The organism is Kitasatospora sp. NPDC054795, assembly GCF_053611565.1.
This window is the reverse complement of the sequence record NZ_JBSHAP010000189.1, coordinates 1-13,292: the sequence shown is the minus strand read 5'-3', so window position 1 is coordinate 13,292 and position 13,292 is coordinate 1. Positions and strand designations below refer to the sequence as shown.

Sequence of the window (13,292 nt, the reverse complement as noted above, 5' to 3'; positions counted from 1 at the left end):
CCCGCCGGCCGGGTGGTGGCCACGGCGGCCGGTCCGGCGGGAACGGAGCTGGCGGTCGCGGTGCAGTGCGGTACGGACGGCGGCTTCGTCACCGAGCCCGCCGACCCGGCCCGGGCCCGGACGGACGCGGCGGCGCTCGCCGCCCGGCTGGAACCCGCCCCCGCTGCGGACCCGCCGCCCGTGCTCCTCGCGCTGCTCGCCGCGGCCGGCGCCCAGCGGCTGCTCTGCGCCGTCGCGGGCCTGCCGGACCCGGGTGAGCCGGCCGACGATCCTCGGCTGCTCGACGGGCGCCCCACCGTCCTGATCGCCGACGCCGCTCCGCCGCACGCCGAGCACCACCCGTGGGCGGCGGGCCCCGGGGCCGTCGCCGCGCCGCCCGGGAGCCTCGCCGAGGCGCTGCGCCGGGTGAACGCCCTCGGTGACCCCCGGCTGGGCGTGCTGGACGCACCCTCCGCGGGCGACCTCCCGCAGTTGCCCGTGGCCCTGGTCTCCTGCGCCACCCCCGCCGGCCCACTGGTGGCCGGGGCGGTGCGGACGGACCTCGCCCGGCTGGCCGCCGCCTGTCGGTCCGTCGAACTGCACCTGGCGGCGGTGGGCGGGGGAGCCGTGCCGGTGGTCGGCGTCGACCCGGAGCACGCCCTCGGCCTGGCCCTGCGTCGCGCCGTGCTCGCCCGGGCGGTGCGGGGCGCCCGGCCGCTCCTGGATGACCGGGCGGTCCTGGGCGACCGGGCCGTGCCCGAGTCCGCCTGGCGGGAACACCCGCAGGCCGGGCACTGGTACGGCGTCCTGGCCCGCCGGCTCGGCCGAACACCGGTCCTGACAGTCCGCCAACTCTCCGGTGAGTCGGTGTACGTGGCGCAGGTGGAGGAGGGCAGGGCGGTCGAGGCCGCGCCCGCCGACGCCGTCGCCCACGCCGCACTGGCCGTCGTCACCCGGCTGATGGCCCGGGACGCCGGCCTCGCCGCCGTCCACCACACCGTCCTGTCCGGCGCCGCCGCCCCGCTCGCCGCCGCCGGCCGGACCCCGGCGGCCTGGACCGACCTGGGCTGGGCCGACCGCTGGCTCGCCGACATCGCCGACCGGGAGGCGGACCTGCAGGCCGCCCTGGTCCGGATCACCGGTCTGCGCACCGCCCGCTGGCGGCCCGCCATCCCCGAGGCCCGCCCGTTCGCCGACGCCCTGGACGGCTGCGGCTTCACGGCCCTCACAGCCGAAGGAGGCCGTCCATGAGCGAGTTGCCGGTCCTGACCCCGGTCGAGGCACTGGCCGCCACGAGCGGCACCGCCGTCGTCCACCTCACCGAATGGACGCTGGGCCTGGCCGCCCGGCTCAGCCGGCACGCCCTGGCACACCCCGTACGCCTGGTGCCGGTGCGCGAGGACGGCGCGCTGACCGTGGTCGGGCCGGTGCTCGCCCCCGGCGCACCGGCCTGCCTCGCCTGCGTCGAGTACCAGCGGCTCGCCACCGCCGGCGGCCGGGTGCCCTGGCAGAGCCCGGCCCTGGCGCTGGGCGGCACCGGCACCCCGGCCTTCGCCGAGGCCGTGTTCGCGCTCGCCGCCGAGCTGGCCACGGCACCCGAAGCCGCGGAGAGCGCCGGGGGCCCCGAGGCTGCGGAGGGCGCCGGGCGCCGCGAGGCTGTGGAGGGCGCCGGGGGCGCCACCGTCCACGTGGTGCACGGCGGCCGGGCCACCTGGTCCACCCACCGGGTCCGCCCCGTCGGCGGCTGCGAGGTCTGCCGGCCGCTGCCCGCCGACACGCCCGAGGCCGCCCGGCTGCCCGCCGTCCCCCGCCCGCTGCCCGACCCGGCCGTCCTGCGCGGGCCCAACGACCGTACCGACGCCGGGCGGTTGCGGGCCGAACTGTACGACGAGCGGTTCGGCCCGGTCCGCCGGCTGTTCCGCACCGAGGACTCGGCCTTCGCCCTCACCACCGCCTGGGTGACCGACGGGCGGGCGCTCGACGACGGCGGGTACGGGCGCGCCGCGGACTTCCGTTCCAGCGAGCGGGTCGCGCTGTTCGAGGCGGTGGAACGGCACGCGGGCATGCGGCCGCTCGGGCGCCGTACCGTCCTGCGCGGCTCCTTCGCCGAACTGGCAGGCGAGTTGGGCCCGGACGCCGTCCTCGACCCGGTCCGGCTCGGCCTGCCCGACGAAGCCCACCAGGGGCACCCCAGTCCGGCCACCGCCCCGTACACCCCCGAGCTGGTCCTCGACTGGGTGCACGGCTGGTCGCTCACCCGCCGCCGCCCGGTCGCCGTCCCGGAGCGCGTCGCCTACTGGGAGGTTCCCGGCCGCGACCGCCCCCGGGTGGTCTACGAGTCCTCGAACGGCTGCGGACTCGGCAACAGCCCCCAGGAGGCCGCGCTCTACGGCCTGTTCGAGGTAGCCGAGCGCGACGCCTTCCTGATGGCCTGGTACGCCCGCACCCCGCTGCCCGGCGTCGCCGTCCCCACCGAGGACCCGCAGATCGCCGAACTCGCCGACCGGGCCGAGCTGTTCGGCTACCGCCTCACCCTGCTCGACGCCACCAACGACCTCGGCGTTCCCGCCGTGATCGCCCTCTGCCGCCACCGCGGCGACCACCCCGACGCCCCGCGCACCCTGCTGGCCGCCGGAGCCCACCACGACCCCCGGACGGCGATCCGCTCCGCCGTCGCCGAGGTGGTCACCAACGTCCAGGAGGCACCCCACCGCTCCACCGCCCCGGGCGGGCCGCGCGACCCGCAGCGGCTGCGGCCGATGCTGGAACGCCCGGAGCTCGTCCTCTCCCTGGACGACCACGTCGGCCTCAACACCCTGCCCGAGGCCCAGCCCCGCCTCGACTTCCTGTTCGCCGGCCCGCCACCGGTGCCCTGGACCGAGCGCTGGCCCGGCGACCCCGAACCGGTCACCGACCTCACCGACCTGCTGGAGCGGACGGTCACCCGGCTGGCGGAGGAGCACCTGGAGGTCCTCGTGGTCACCCAGGACGAGCCCGGCGTCCGCGACCGGCTCGGCCTGCACTGCGCCAAGGTCGTCGTCCCCGGCACGCTGCCGATGACCTTCGGCCACGCCAACCGCCGCACCCGGGGCCTGCCCCGCCTGCTGGAGGTCCCGTACCGCCTCGGCCGCACCCCCGCGCCGCTGCGCCACGACGAACTCCCGCTCCACCCGCACCCGTTCCCTTAGGGCGTGCCTTTCGGACCTCGCCGGGCGGGCGCCGCCGGGGCACGCACCTCGACGGCTTCTCGTGAGTCACCGATGCTCCGCAGTGGCTCCCTCCTCGGCACCGCCGATGCACGCACCCCAACGCCGCCCGCTTGTCCGACGTGATCCGAAGGACACGCCCCTAGCCCACCGGAGAGCACGCGATGACCACCCACGCGCTGCCGGCCACCGCCTGGCACAGCCTGCACCTCGCGCTGCCGCTGCCCGCCCGCGAGGCCGACGCCTTCCTCACCGAGGACCTCGCCCCGCTGATGGACGGGCTCGCCGGCACCGACTGGTTCTTCATCCGCTACGGCGAGGGCGGCCCCCACCTGCGCATCCGCCACCGCGGCCCGGGCCCGGCGCCCGCCTCCCTCGCCGCCGACCTCACCCGCCTCGCCACCCGGCGCACCGCGCCCGACGGCCCGTTCGCGGACGGGCACGGCACCGTGACGGAGGTCCCGTACGAGCCCGAGACCGAGCGCTACGGCGGCGCAGCCCTGCTGCCGATCGCCGAAGAGGTGTTCACCCACTCCACCCGCGCTGCCGTCCGCGCCCTGCACGCCCTCGGCGCGGCCCCCGAGAAGCGGTTGCAGCTCGCCCTCGACCTCGCCCACACCACCGCGTACGCGCTCGGCCACGACGAACTCGCCGCCTCCCGCTGGCTGCGCCGCCACGCCGCCGCCTGGCGCTGGGTCACCGAGTTCCGGCCGCTGCCGGGCGCCGCCGTGCACACCCGGGTCAACACCGTGTTCGCCCGCCAGCGGGAGACGCTGGCGCGCCGCGCCCGGGAGCTGCGCGCGGCACTGGACGCCGGCACGGCCACGCCCTGGCTGGGGGACTGGGCGGCGCGGGCCGCCGAGGCCGCCGCCCGGATGCGGGCCGTCGTGGCCGCCACTCCCGCCGAGGGCACCGCTGCCGCCGCCCGCCCCGCGCCCGCAGAGGCCACCGAGGCCGAGGAGCGCCTGGAGTGGATCTGGGCCTCCCAGCTGCACATGCTGTTCAACCGGCTCGGCGTCGGCCCCGACGAGGAACGGGCGGTCTGCCGCCTCGCCGCCCGCACCGTGCTGGAGACCGGACAGCCGTTCACCTTCTTCCCCGCCGACCACCACGCCCCCGACCACCAGTACCTGGAGCGCAGCAAGTTCCAGATCGGCCGCGGCGAGGACACCGCCCTGCGCGACCTGCCGCACCACCCGGCCCCGAGCCCCCGACCCGGCGACCTCCCGCTGCCCGCCGACCCGCTGCCGCCCGTCACCCTCGCCGACGCCCTGCGCACCCGCCGCTCCACCCGCGGCCCGCTGACCGGCCCGCTCACCGCCGGCGCCCTCGGCGGACTGCTCTGGTCCGCCGTCGCCCCCGACCCCGACGCCGGCCACCGCCCGTACCCCAGCGCGGGCGCCCTGCACACCGTCCGGCTGCGCCTGCTCGCCCTCGCCGTCGACGGCCTGCCCGCCGGCACCTACCACTGCCTCCCCGAACACCGCAGCCTGCGCCCGATCGGCCCGGCTCCCGCCCTCGACGACCTCAAGGCGCTCTCCTCCTACCTCTCCCGCCCGGCCGAGGACCCGGACGCCATCGGCGTCGACCAGGCGCCCGCCGTCCTCGCCGTGTACCTCGACCTCGCCCGGCTGCGCCGCCGCTACGGTCTGCGCGCCCTGCGCCTCGGCGTCCTGGAAGCCGGACACCTGGCTCAGAACCTGCTCCTGACCTCCGCCGCCCTCGGCCTCGGCACCACCCCCCTCGGCGGCCTCCAGGACGACCTCGCCCACGAACTCCTCGGCCTGGACGACCTCGGCGAGCCGATCCAGTACCTGCTCCCGCTCGGCCGGCCGGGGACTGTACCGGTGATCATGGAGTGAGTACCCTCGGCCCGTGACCGATCACGGCATCGCCCTCCCCGCGTTCCGCCTCCATGTCGTGCCCGCCGTGGTGGCGCTGGCCAGCCCGACCTGGCAGCGCGAGGTGTGGCTCGACCGGGACGAGTTCGAGGACCTCGCCCACACCGTGCACGTGCTCTTCGACGACTTCTGCGACGCGGACGATCCGGGGCGGTCCCTCGGGTACAGCCTGCGCACCGAGCAGGAGGTCGAGCTGATGGCCCGGCTCGGTGCGGCCTACAGCGCGGTCCAGGAGGCGGTCGGCGCCCGGGCCCCCGACGAGGACTACCTGGACTCGCCGGGCTGGCCCGCCGTCGTCTCCGCGGCGGCCGGGCTGGCCCAGGTGATGGTGGCCAACGACCTCATGGCCCTGCAGCACCTGCACGAAGCCGGCCACCGCTGGCCGCCCGGCACCGGGACCTCTTCCTGACGGCCGCGAACGGGCCTCCTGGATGAGCCGGGGGCCCCTCGGTCCGAGGCGGTCCCGCGCGCCTCAGGGCCGGGCCGGGGAGGCAGTCGGGGTCTTGTCCGCCGCCCCGGCCCGGGGCGTCCCCTCGACGGCGACGCAGATGCCGAAGACCCGGTCGTGGCCGGTCCAGCCGTTGATCCGGCCCCGGTTGTTGCTGATCTGCACGCGCCGCCTGGCCGGATCGAGGGCCGACACCAGGTGCAGGTACACGGTTCCGGCGACCCGGGCGAGAACGATGTCGCCGAGCTCCAGCTTGGACGGGTCGACCGGGGCGACGGTCACCCGCTGCCGACTGCGCACCAGCGGGACCATCGACGAACCGCTCGGCCTGAACTCGACGGTGGCTCCGCCGGCGACCCTGGCCGCCACCCCATCCAATGCACCCATCCGCCGAGCGTGGCAGATCCGCCCGTGCGGGCCCAACAGGTTTTCGCTTCCCCAGCCCCCGGCCCCCGGCCTCCCGGGCAGGACATGGGCAAGGGCTGCCTGCGGTTTCGCAGGCCGGAGAACGTCGACTTCGGCCTGCTGCGGGATCTGCTCAGGGCCACCGCGGCCCGGCCCGGCAGGATCTGCTGACGCCGCCGCCGGGCGCCGGGGTGCCGCCCGGGACGGGTCTGCGAGGCGGAACGATCCGGAGAAGCCGGTTCACGGTGCCGCGGGCGGGCCCGGCGCCGGCTGCCGGCCGCCGAAGAAGACCAGCACCTCCCGGATCAGCCCGTCCCGGACCGTGATCGCCTCGACGTTGCGGTAGCGGTCGCCGCTGGTCAGCTCGTACTCGTAGTAGGCGAAGACGAGTTCCTCGCCGGCGGGCGTCACCCGCAGCAGCCGTTGCTCCGTGAACCGGTCGGCGGTGGGGAAGCACCGGCGGAAGAAGGCCTCCTTGTCGATGCGGTCGTCCTGGGGGCTGGTGAACGTGAAGTCCTCGGCGTACAGCGGCACGGCCGCCTCCCGGTCCTGTGACCGGTAGCAGCGGAACGCGGCCTCGACGATGCTCGCGGGGGTGTGGTTCATGCGATCTCCCTGGTTCTGCTTCAGCCGGCCAGTCCCAGCGGGTCGTCGGCCGGGTCCAGCAGGTGCGGGCCGTTGTTGCGGACACTGTTGACGGTGGTGGGGACGGCGCGGACGCGCAGGTCGCCGTCGGCGGGGCGGCGCAGCAGGTGGTGGAGTTCGGCGCGGTCGGTGTGGGCGGGGGAGAGCCAGGTGGGGAGGTCGTCGGGGGCGATGGTGAGGGGCATCCGGTCGTGGACGCGGCCGGCGGAGTCGGTGGCGTCGGTGGTGATGACGGTGGCGGTGGCCAGCCAGGCGAGCGGGTCGTCCTCGGGGCGGGTGCCGTCGCGCCAGAACTCGTAGAGGCCGGCCATCAGCATCACGCCGCCGGTGCTGAGGAAGTACGGCTGCTTGTACTTCTTGCGGTCGGCGGCGGCGGGGACCTCGCGCCATTCGAAGTAGCCGTCGGCGGGGATGACGCAGCGGCGGGCGGTGAAGGCCTTGCGGAAGGCGGGCTTGGTGTCGACGGTCTCCGAGCGGGCGTTGATCATGCGGGCGCCGCCGGACGGGTCCTTGGACCAGGACGGGACCAATCCCCAGCGTAGCGGCCGCAGTTGGCGCAGCACCTCGCCGGTGTCCCGGTCGACGCGTTCCAGGACGGCCGGGACCGGGTCGGTCGGGGCGACGTTCCAGCTCGGTGCGAAGGTCTCGGCCGGGTCCCACCGGAGCTCTCCGAGCAGTGAGACGAGGTCCTGGGGCGTGGTGGTGGAGACGAAGCGGCCGCACATGCTCCCCAGCCTCCCACGTCCCACGGACAACGGCGTTCAACGGGGCGCCCGCGCGCCCGGGGTGTGGCCGAAGGCGCGGCGGAAGACGTCGATGAAGGCGCTGGCCGAGGCCCAGCCGCAGCGGTGCGCGACGGCGGTGACCGGCAGTCCCTCGGCGAGCAGGACCAGGGCGTGGTGCAGCCGCAGTTGGGTGCGCCACTGGGGGAAGGTCATGCCGAGGTCGGCGCGGAACATCCGGGACAGGGTGCGGTCGCCGGCGCCGACGGTGCGGCCGAGTTCGGCGAGGGTGCGGCCGTCGGCCGGGTCGGCCTCCAGCAGTGCGCACAGGGCCCGCAGTACCGGTGCGGCGGGGGTGGGCAGGTGCAGCGGCTGCTGGGGGGAGGCGCGCAACTGGTCGAGCAGGACGGCGCGCAGCCGGGCGCGTTCGGGAGTGTCCTGTGCGGGGCCGCGGGTGTGGGCGACGATCAGTTCGCGCAGCAGCGGGCCGACGCCGAGGACGGTCGGGCGGTCGAGGCCGAGCGGGTTGTCGGCGGCGGGCAGGCCGATCAGGTGGAGTTCGAGTTCGCCGTGGGCCCGGTGGGCGTGGACGGTGCCGGCCGGGATCCACAGCGCGCGGTTGCCGGGGGCGACCCAGGAGCCGGCGTCGGTGGTGATGCTCAGCACGCCGCGGGCGGCGTAGGCGATCTGGTGGTCGTCGTGCCGGTGCGCGTCGATGGCGCCGCCCGGGGGCAGCAGCCGGGCCCCGGTCGACGCGACGGGCTCATGGCGGATTCTCGGCATCGGATGGCAGATTATCGGAAGTCCGACGGCGGGTGGAGGCCCGAGGCTGGCGGCATGCCGAAGAACTCCGACCACGGGTCGATCCTGCTGCTCTCCGTCGGGCACTCCTGTGTGGACGTCTACCAGGGTGCGGTGGCGGCCCTGGTGCCCTTCCTCGTCGCCGAACGCCACTACGGCTACGCCGCGGTGTCCGGGGTGGTGCTCGCCGCCTCGCTGCTCTCCTCGGTGGCGCAGCCGCTGTTCGGGGCGCTCACCGACCGTCGGCCGCTGCCCTGGCTGCTGCCGGTCAGCACGCTGTTGGGTGGGGCGGGCATCGCGCTCAGCGGGGTGAGCGGCTCGTACGGGCTGACGCTGCTCTTCGTGGCGCTGTCCGGGGTCGGGGTGGCGGCCTACCACCCGGAGTCGGCCCGGGTGGCCCGGCTGGCGGCGCAGCGGGCGCCGGGGACGCCGGGGACGCAGGGGACGCAGGGAGTGTCCGCGGCGCCGGGCGGGCCGGGCGTCCACCGGGGGATGGCCTGGTTCTCGCTGGGCGGCAACCTGGGCTTCGCGGCCGCCCCGCTGCTGGTCGCCGCGGTGGTCGGGACGGGCGGCCTGCGGCTGACCCCGCTGCTGGCCCTGCCCGCGCTCGCGGGCGCCGCGCTCTGCCTGCCGGTGCTGCGCGAGCTGGAGCGGCGCCGGGCGGCCGGGGTGGCGCAGCCCCCGGCGCCGGCCGCCGACGACCGGGCGGCCTTCCTGAGGCTGTCGCTCGCGGTGGTCTGCCGCTCGATCGCCTTCGTCGGGCTGAGTACCTTCCTCTCCCTGTTCGCCACCCAGCGCCTCGGCGGCGGTCCGGCGGCGGGTACCGCGGCGTTGGTGGTGCTGTACGCGGGCGGTGCGGTGGGTTCGGTGCTGGGCGGCGCGCTGGCGGACCGGTGGGGGCGGGTCGCGGTGTCCCGCTGGTCGTACCTGGTGGCGGCGGTCGCGGTGGCCGGGGTGCTGCTGGTGCCGGGCCCGGCGCTGTACCTGTTCGTGGCGCTGACCTCGGCGGGGCTGTACGTGCCGTTCTCGCTGCAGGTCACCCTGGGGCAGGACTACCTGCCGTCGCGGATCGGCACGGCGAGCGGGATCACCCTCGGGCTGACGGTCAGCATCGGCGGCCTGGCGAGCCCGGTGATCGGCGCCCTCGCGGACGCGACCTCGCTGCGTACGGCGCTGCTGCCGCTGGTGCTGATGCCGGTGCTGAGCTGGGCGCTGTTCCGGACGCTGCCGGAGCCCGTGCTGCCGGAGCCGGTGCTGCCGGAGCCCGTCGGGCGGTGACCGCCGGGCCCACCTCCGCACAGGAGTCGAACGGGTCGAACGGCCGGACCTGGCGGCCGCGCGTCACGCCGGCCGTCCTCCTTCGTTCATGTCGACTGCGGTCGTCGACGGGGAGCGGTTCTTCGCCGACCTGGCGCGGGAGTGCCGGGGGCGGAGGTGGTGGAGGGGTTGTAGGCCTGGGTTTCAGCCGTCGCGCGGGTCGTCCTCCGTCCACGGGCGCAGCTTCTCCGGGTTGCGGACCGCCCAGATGCGGGTGATCCGGCCGTCCGCCAGCTCGAACGCCGCCACCGTCGCGGTGCGGCCGCCGTGCCGGGCCACCAGGCCGGGGCGGCCGTTGACGGTCCGTTCGAGGAGTGTGAGCCCGGGGGCCCGGTCGGCGAGGTGGACCAGGTACTGGGCGATCCGCTCGCCGCCCCGGACCGGGCGCAGGGCGGCGCCGGCCAGGCCGCCGCCGTCGGCGGTCATCGTGGCGTCGGGGGCGAGCAGGGCGATCAGGGCCGTGATGTCCCGGGCCTCCCAGGCCTCCTTGAAGTGCCGCACCAGACCGGCCTGCGCGCCCGTCGGCGTCGCCGGGGCCTGCGCGGCCCTGATCCGTCGGCGGGCGGAGGCGGCCAGCTGCCGGCAGGCCGCCGGGGTCCGGCCGACGATCCCGGCGACCTCGGGGAAGGGGTAGCGGAAGACGTCGTGGAGGATGAACGCCACCCGCTCGGCCGGGGTCATCGCCTCCAGCACGACCAGGAAGGCCATGCTCACCGACTCGTCCAGGGTCACCCAGTCCGCCGGGTCGGCCGGTCCGCCGCCGGCCGGCCCGCCGATCCACTCGCTGCGGTCGGGCAGCGGCTCGGGGATCCACTCGCCCACGTAGCGCTCCCGCCGGGCCCGCGCCGATCCGAGCAGGTCCAGGCAGACCCGGGTGGCCACCGTGGTCAGCCAGGCGCCCGGCGAGGCGATGGTCTCCTGCTGCCGGCGGGGCAGCGCGTACCAGCGGGCGTACGTCTCCTGCACCGCGTCCTCGGCCTCGGCCAGCGAACCGAGCAGCCGGTAGGCCAGGTTGATCAGCTGCCGCCGCTCGCCGACGATCACGCTCGGCTCCGGTACGGGCCGCTCCTGCCCGGGCTCGGACGGGGTGTTCATGGTCGGGGCCGCTCCCTGCCTCGTCTTGTCCGCCGGCGCTCTCGCCGCTCTTGCCGCGCTCGCGGCTCCTGCCGTTCTCGCCGCTGCGACCCGACCACGAGCCGGCCTGCGATGTCCGGCCCGGGACGGACCCCGCCTCACACTTCGCCGGCCTGTGTCGTCGGATCACCGGGACACTATCGATCAACCGCCGCGAGGCAGAAGAGGGGACCACGACATGGCCATCCACACCACGGCGAGGGCGGCGACGGGGACGGCGTCGGGAACGGCGGTGGCACAGCGCACCCGGGCCTTCCTGCGGGTCTCCGTCGCGCTCCAGACCGCGACCGTGCTCCTCCAGGCGGTCTCGGCCGGCCTGCTGCTCTCCACCTCCTACGGCGAACTCCTGCACGGCATCGGCGCGCGGGTCATGTACGGGGCCTCGATGCTGTACGTGCTCGCCGCCGTCCTGGCCTGGCGGCCGGGCGGCGGCTCGCCCCGCCCGATCCTGTACGCGTCGGGCTTCCTGGTGCTGGCCTCGGCGCAGGTCGTCCTCGGCATCGCGCACGTGCCGTCGGTCCACGTCCCGCTGGGCGTGCTGATCTTCGGCCTGAGCGTGGCCGTGCTGGTCCGGATGCCGGCCGCCCGCTCCGTGCGGACGGCCGGCCCCGGGTCCTCCTGACGCGTTCGGCTCAGGAGCCGGGGGTCCAGCTCTGGCCGGCGGCCGGGCGGGTGGTGACGGGGGTGCCGGCGGTGCCGGCGCCCGCGTCGAGGGCGAGGCCGGTGGCGACGTTGGTGACGGTGACGCCGGCCGGGCCCTGTGTCAGTTTCCACTCCTGCCAGGGGTTGCCGGGCGACAGGTCGAGCAGGTAGGCGCTGTTGCCGGCCGAGCTTCCGGCGGAGAGCACGGTGTGCCGGTGGGTGGCGGTGGCGCAGTTGTCGGTGATCCGGACGGTGCCGTCGGGGTTGGTGGTGAAGGTCCACTGCTGCGCCGCGTCACCGGGGCGCGCGGGCTCCAGGTCGGTGATCGAGGCGATCGGCGCGGTGCAGGAGCCGAGCAGCGAGAGCGCGAGGCCGCCGCTGGTCAGCGTGTGGTACTTCCCGTCGTCGACGACGCCCGACGGCCCGCCCGTCGACGCCGGGGTGAGCCGGTAGAGGGCCGCGCCGTGCGCCGGGAGCGAGGCGCCGATCGGCCCGGTGACGGTCGAACTCGCGCCCGTCCACAGCTCCTTGGCCTGGTAGCCGGAGCCGCCGAGGCCGAGTTCGGTGAGACTGGTGGAGACGCTGCGGCCGGCCGACGGGTCCTGGTTGACCAGCAGCACGGCGGTGTCGCCGTTGGCGAGCTGCCGCTTGAGGACCACCGGCGCGCGCCCGTCGGCCGGCCTGGCGCCGACCAGGGTGGCGGGCTTGGCGAGGCCGTCCTGGTCGATCGCGATCACCTCGCGGTTCTTCAGGATCGCCAGGCTCGCGCCGTCGATCCCGGTGGACCAGGTGTAGCCGCCGTCGCTGTGCTGGGACTGCGCGGCGGTGCGCAGGTCGGCGCCGGAGATCAGCGGCGCGGCGAGCATCGCGAGGATCGAGGTCTCGGTGCGGGACTCGTCGTCGGTGAAGGGCTTGTGGCAGACGCAGGTGTCGGTGGTGCCCCACAGGCCGTAGACGTCCTGCCAGCCGGTGAACATCATGTCCAGGTCGTTCCAGCTGCCTGGGCGGACGTTGCCCGGGTACTGCAGCGCGGTCTGCAGCTGCCCGTTCCAGAGCACCCCGTCGAGCTCGCTGTCCCGGTCGCCGCCGATCCGGCAGAGGTTGGCGACCTGGCCGCACCAGACGCCGGTGGGCGCGTAGCCGGGGGCGTGGAACGGGGCCGTCCCGGCGGCCTGGACCACCGGGTCGGTGCGGGCCGGGTCGTCGGCGGCGAGCAGGTACGGGACGCCGGTGTGGGCGGGCTGGGCGGAGACGCTGAGGGTGACCTTGGGCCTGCCCTGGGCGGCGGAGGCGGCGTCCAGGGCGCGCTGGAAGGTCTGCACCCGGGCGTAGACCGAGCGGGTCAGCTCCTTGCCCTCGCCCTGGGTGTAGTAGTTGTGCCCGTCCGGGCCGACGATCTGCGGGCCGTACGGGCAGTCGTCGTACTTGACGAAGTCGACGCCCCAGGAGACGAAGTCGGCCGCGTCGGTGGACTCGTGGCCGAGGCTGCCGGGGTGCATCTGGCAGGTGAGGTAGGTGTCGGTGGCGTAGAGGCCGAACTTCATGCCCTTGCCGTGCGCGTAGCGGGCCAGGTACTCGATGCCGTTGACGCTGCGCCCGTCCACGGTCTGCGCGGGGAAGTGGTCGGGGCGGGGGATCAGGTGGCCGGAGGTCGGGTCGTTGCCGGTGCCGTCGGTGCCGCTGACCGGGTTCCCGGCGTTGTCGTACAGCTGCATGCCGCCGTCGGCGTTGCGGACCAGGTCGGTGCTCTGGCCGTCGCGGTGCCAGAGCGACCAGCCGTCGTCGATGGTGACGGTGTCGTACCCGGCCGCCACCAGGCCGTTGGCGGCCATGAAGTCGATGGTCTGGACGACCTGCTCCTGGGTGACCTCGGTGCCGAGGGAGTTCCAGGAGTTCCAGCCCATGGGCGGGGTCAGGGCGTTGCCGTTGCCGAGCGCGGCGGCCGGGGCGGCCGTGCCGAGGCCGACGGCTCCCAGGCCGGCGGTGGCGAGGGCGAGGGACAGGAGGGATGCCGCGAGACGGCGGCGGGTTCGGCGCATGTGCGCACTCCTGAGGATGTGGGGGGACCGGTTGGTCGGGAAGATTCATGGGG

The 13,292-nt window shown here is 75.8% G+C and carries 11 protein-coding genes and 2 pseudogenes; 7 read left to right on the top strand and 6 right to left on the bottom strand.

The genetic code is table 11. The annotated features are described in order from the left end of the window. From ACWGJO_RS38675 to ACWGJO_RS38660, 4 genes and pseudogenes are all read left to right on the top strand, one after another. Window positions 1-1,230: pseudogene (locus tag ACWGJO_RS38675) on the top strand (hypothetical protein); the annotation flags it as partial. Next, window positions 1,227-3,167: a TOMM precursor leader peptide-binding protein gene (locus ACWGJO_RS38670; RefSeq protein ID WP_452190313.1), complete on the top strand. Its 1,941-nt coding sequence runs from the start codon at window positions 1,227-1,229 to the stop codon at window positions 3,165-3,167. The pseudogene ACWGJO_RS38675 and the gene ACWGJO_RS38670, both read left to right, overlap by 4 nt. Window positions 3,168-3,349: 182 nt before the next feature. After that, on the top strand, window positions 3,350-5,047 hold the full coding sequence (locus ACWGJO_RS38665; RefSeq protein WP_452190312.1) for a thiopeptide-type bacteriocin biosynthesis protein: 1,698 nt from the start codon (window positions 3,350-3,352) through the stop codon (window positions 5,045-5,047). Between the two features lie 13 nt (window positions 5,048-5,060). Further along, window positions 5,061-5,495, top strand: a complete 435-nt coding sequence (locus ACWGJO_RS38660; protein ID WP_452190311.1) for an SCO4402 family protein — start codon at window positions 5,061-5,063, stop codon at window positions 5,493-5,495. 63 nt (window positions 5,496-5,558) lie between these two features. Here ACWGJO_RS38660 and ACWGJO_RS38655 read toward each other — a convergent pair whose 3' ends face one another. After that, window positions 5,559-5,921, bottom strand: a complete 363-nt coding sequence (locus ACWGJO_RS38655) for a S26 family signal peptidase (protein WP_452190310.1) — start codon at window positions 5,919-5,921, stop codon at window positions 5,559-5,561. 66 nt (window positions 5,922-5,987) lie between these two features. On the opposite strand from ACWGJO_RS38655, the pseudogene ACWGJO_RS38650 reads away from it, so the two are divergent. After that, a pseudogene (locus tag ACWGJO_RS38650) lies at window positions 5,988-6,110 on the top strand (DUF1801 domain-containing protein); the annotation flags it as partial. Window positions 6,111-6,179: 69 nt separating this feature from the next. On the opposite strand, the gene ACWGJO_RS38645 reads toward ACWGJO_RS38650, so the two are convergent. From ACWGJO_RS38645 to ACWGJO_RS38635, 3 genes are read right to left on the bottom strand one after another with little or no spacing between them, the layout of a single operon-like run. Further along, on the bottom strand, window positions 6,180-6,545 hold the full coding sequence (locus ACWGJO_RS38645) for a nuclear transport factor 2 family protein (RefSeq protein WP_452190309.1): 366 nt from the start codon (window positions 6,543-6,545) through the stop codon (window positions 6,180-6,182). Window positions 6,546-6,565: 20 nt separating this feature from the next. Beyond that, window positions 6,566-7,309: an SOS response-associated peptidase gene (locus tag ACWGJO_RS38640; protein WP_452190308.1), complete on the bottom strand. Its 744-nt coding sequence runs from the start codon at window positions 7,307-7,309 to the stop codon at window positions 6,566-6,568. A gap of 36 nt (window positions 7,310-7,345) precedes the next feature. Then, window positions 7,346-8,089 (bottom strand): AraC family transcriptional regulator, encoded by a 744-nt coding sequence (locus ACWGJO_RS38635; protein WP_452190307.1) that lies wholly within the window; start codon window positions 8,087-8,089, stop codon window positions 7,346-7,348. Window positions 8,090-8,143: 54 nt separating this feature from the next. On the opposite strand from ACWGJO_RS38635, the gene ACWGJO_RS38630 reads away from it, so the two are divergent. Then, on the top strand, window positions 8,144-9,385 hold the full coding sequence (locus tag ACWGJO_RS38630; RefSeq protein WP_452190306.1) for an MFS transporter: 1,242 nt from the start codon (window positions 8,144-8,146) through the stop codon (window positions 9,383-9,385). A gap of 183 nt (window positions 9,386-9,568) precedes the next feature. On the opposite strand, the gene sigJ is transcribed toward ACWGJO_RS38630, so the two are convergent. After that, the gene (sigJ, locus tag ACWGJO_RS38625) at window positions 9,569-10,519 is read right to left on the bottom strand and encodes an RNA polymerase sigma factor SigJ (protein WP_452190305.1); all 951 of its coding nucleotides are present in this window, start codon (window positions 10,517-10,519) and stop codon (window positions 9,569-9,571) included. Window positions 10,520-10,736: 217 nt separating this feature from the next. On the opposite strand from sigJ, the gene ACWGJO_RS38620 reads away from it, so the two are divergent. Next, complete coding sequence (locus ACWGJO_RS38620; RefSeq protein ID WP_452190304.1) at window positions 10,737-11,180, top strand: hypothetical protein; 444 nt, start codon at window positions 10,737-10,739, stop codon at window positions 11,178-11,180. 10 nt (window positions 11,181-11,190) lie between these two features. On the opposite strand, the gene ACWGJO_RS38615 is transcribed toward ACWGJO_RS38620, so the two are convergent. Continuing rightward, window positions 11,191-13,239 carry an alpha-galactosidase gene (locus ACWGJO_RS38615; protein WP_452190303.1) on the bottom strand — a complete coding sequence of 683 codons (2,049 nt, stop codon included), beginning with the start codon at window positions 13,237-13,239 and terminating at the stop codon, window positions 11,191-11,193. Window positions 13,240-13,292: the final 53 nt, after the last annotated feature.

Excerpts from the sequence above, each read along its gene's own strand:
- ACWGJO_RS38670 (WP_452190313.1), top strand. The coding sequence starts at position 1,227 with ATGAGCGAGTTGCCGGTCCTGACCCCGGTCGAGGCACTGGCCGCCACG.
- ACWGJO_RS38665 (WP_452190312.1), top strand. The coding sequence starts at position 3,350 with ATGACCACCCACGCGCTGCCGGCCACCGCCTGGCACAGCCTGCACCTC.
- ACWGJO_RS38655 (WP_452190310.1), bottom strand. The coding sequence starts at position 5,921 with ATGGGTGCATTGGATGGGGTGGCGGCCAGGGTCGCCGGCGGAGCCACC.
- ACWGJO_RS38645 (WP_452190309.1), bottom strand. The coding sequence starts at position 6,545 with ATGAACCACACCCCCGCGAGCATCGTCGAGGCCGCGTTCCGCTGCTAC.
- ACWGJO_RS38640 (WP_452190308.1), bottom strand. The coding sequence starts at position 7,309 with ATGTGCGGCCGCTTCGTCTCCACCACCACGCCCCAGGACCTCGTCTCA.
- ACWGJO_RS38635 (WP_452190307.1), bottom strand. The coding sequence starts at position 8,089 with ATGCCGAGAATCCGCCATGAGCCCGTCGCGTCGACCGGGGCCCGGCTG.
- ACWGJO_RS38630 (WP_452190306.1), top strand. The coding sequence starts at position 8,144 with ATGCCGAAGAACTCCGACCACGGGTCGATCCTGCTGCTCTCCGTCGGG.
- sigJ (WP_452190305.1), bottom strand. The coding sequence starts at position 10,519 with ATGAACACCCCGTCCGAGCCCGGGCAGGAGCGGCCCGTACCGGAGCCG.
- ACWGJO_RS38620 (WP_452190304.1), top strand. The coding sequence starts at position 10,737 with ATGGCCATCCACACCACGGCGAGGGCGGCGACGGGGACGGCGTCGGGA.
- ACWGJO_RS38615 (WP_452190303.1), bottom strand. The coding sequence starts at position 13,239 with ATGCGCCGAACCCGCCGCCGTCTCGCGGCATCCCTCCTGTCCCTCGCC.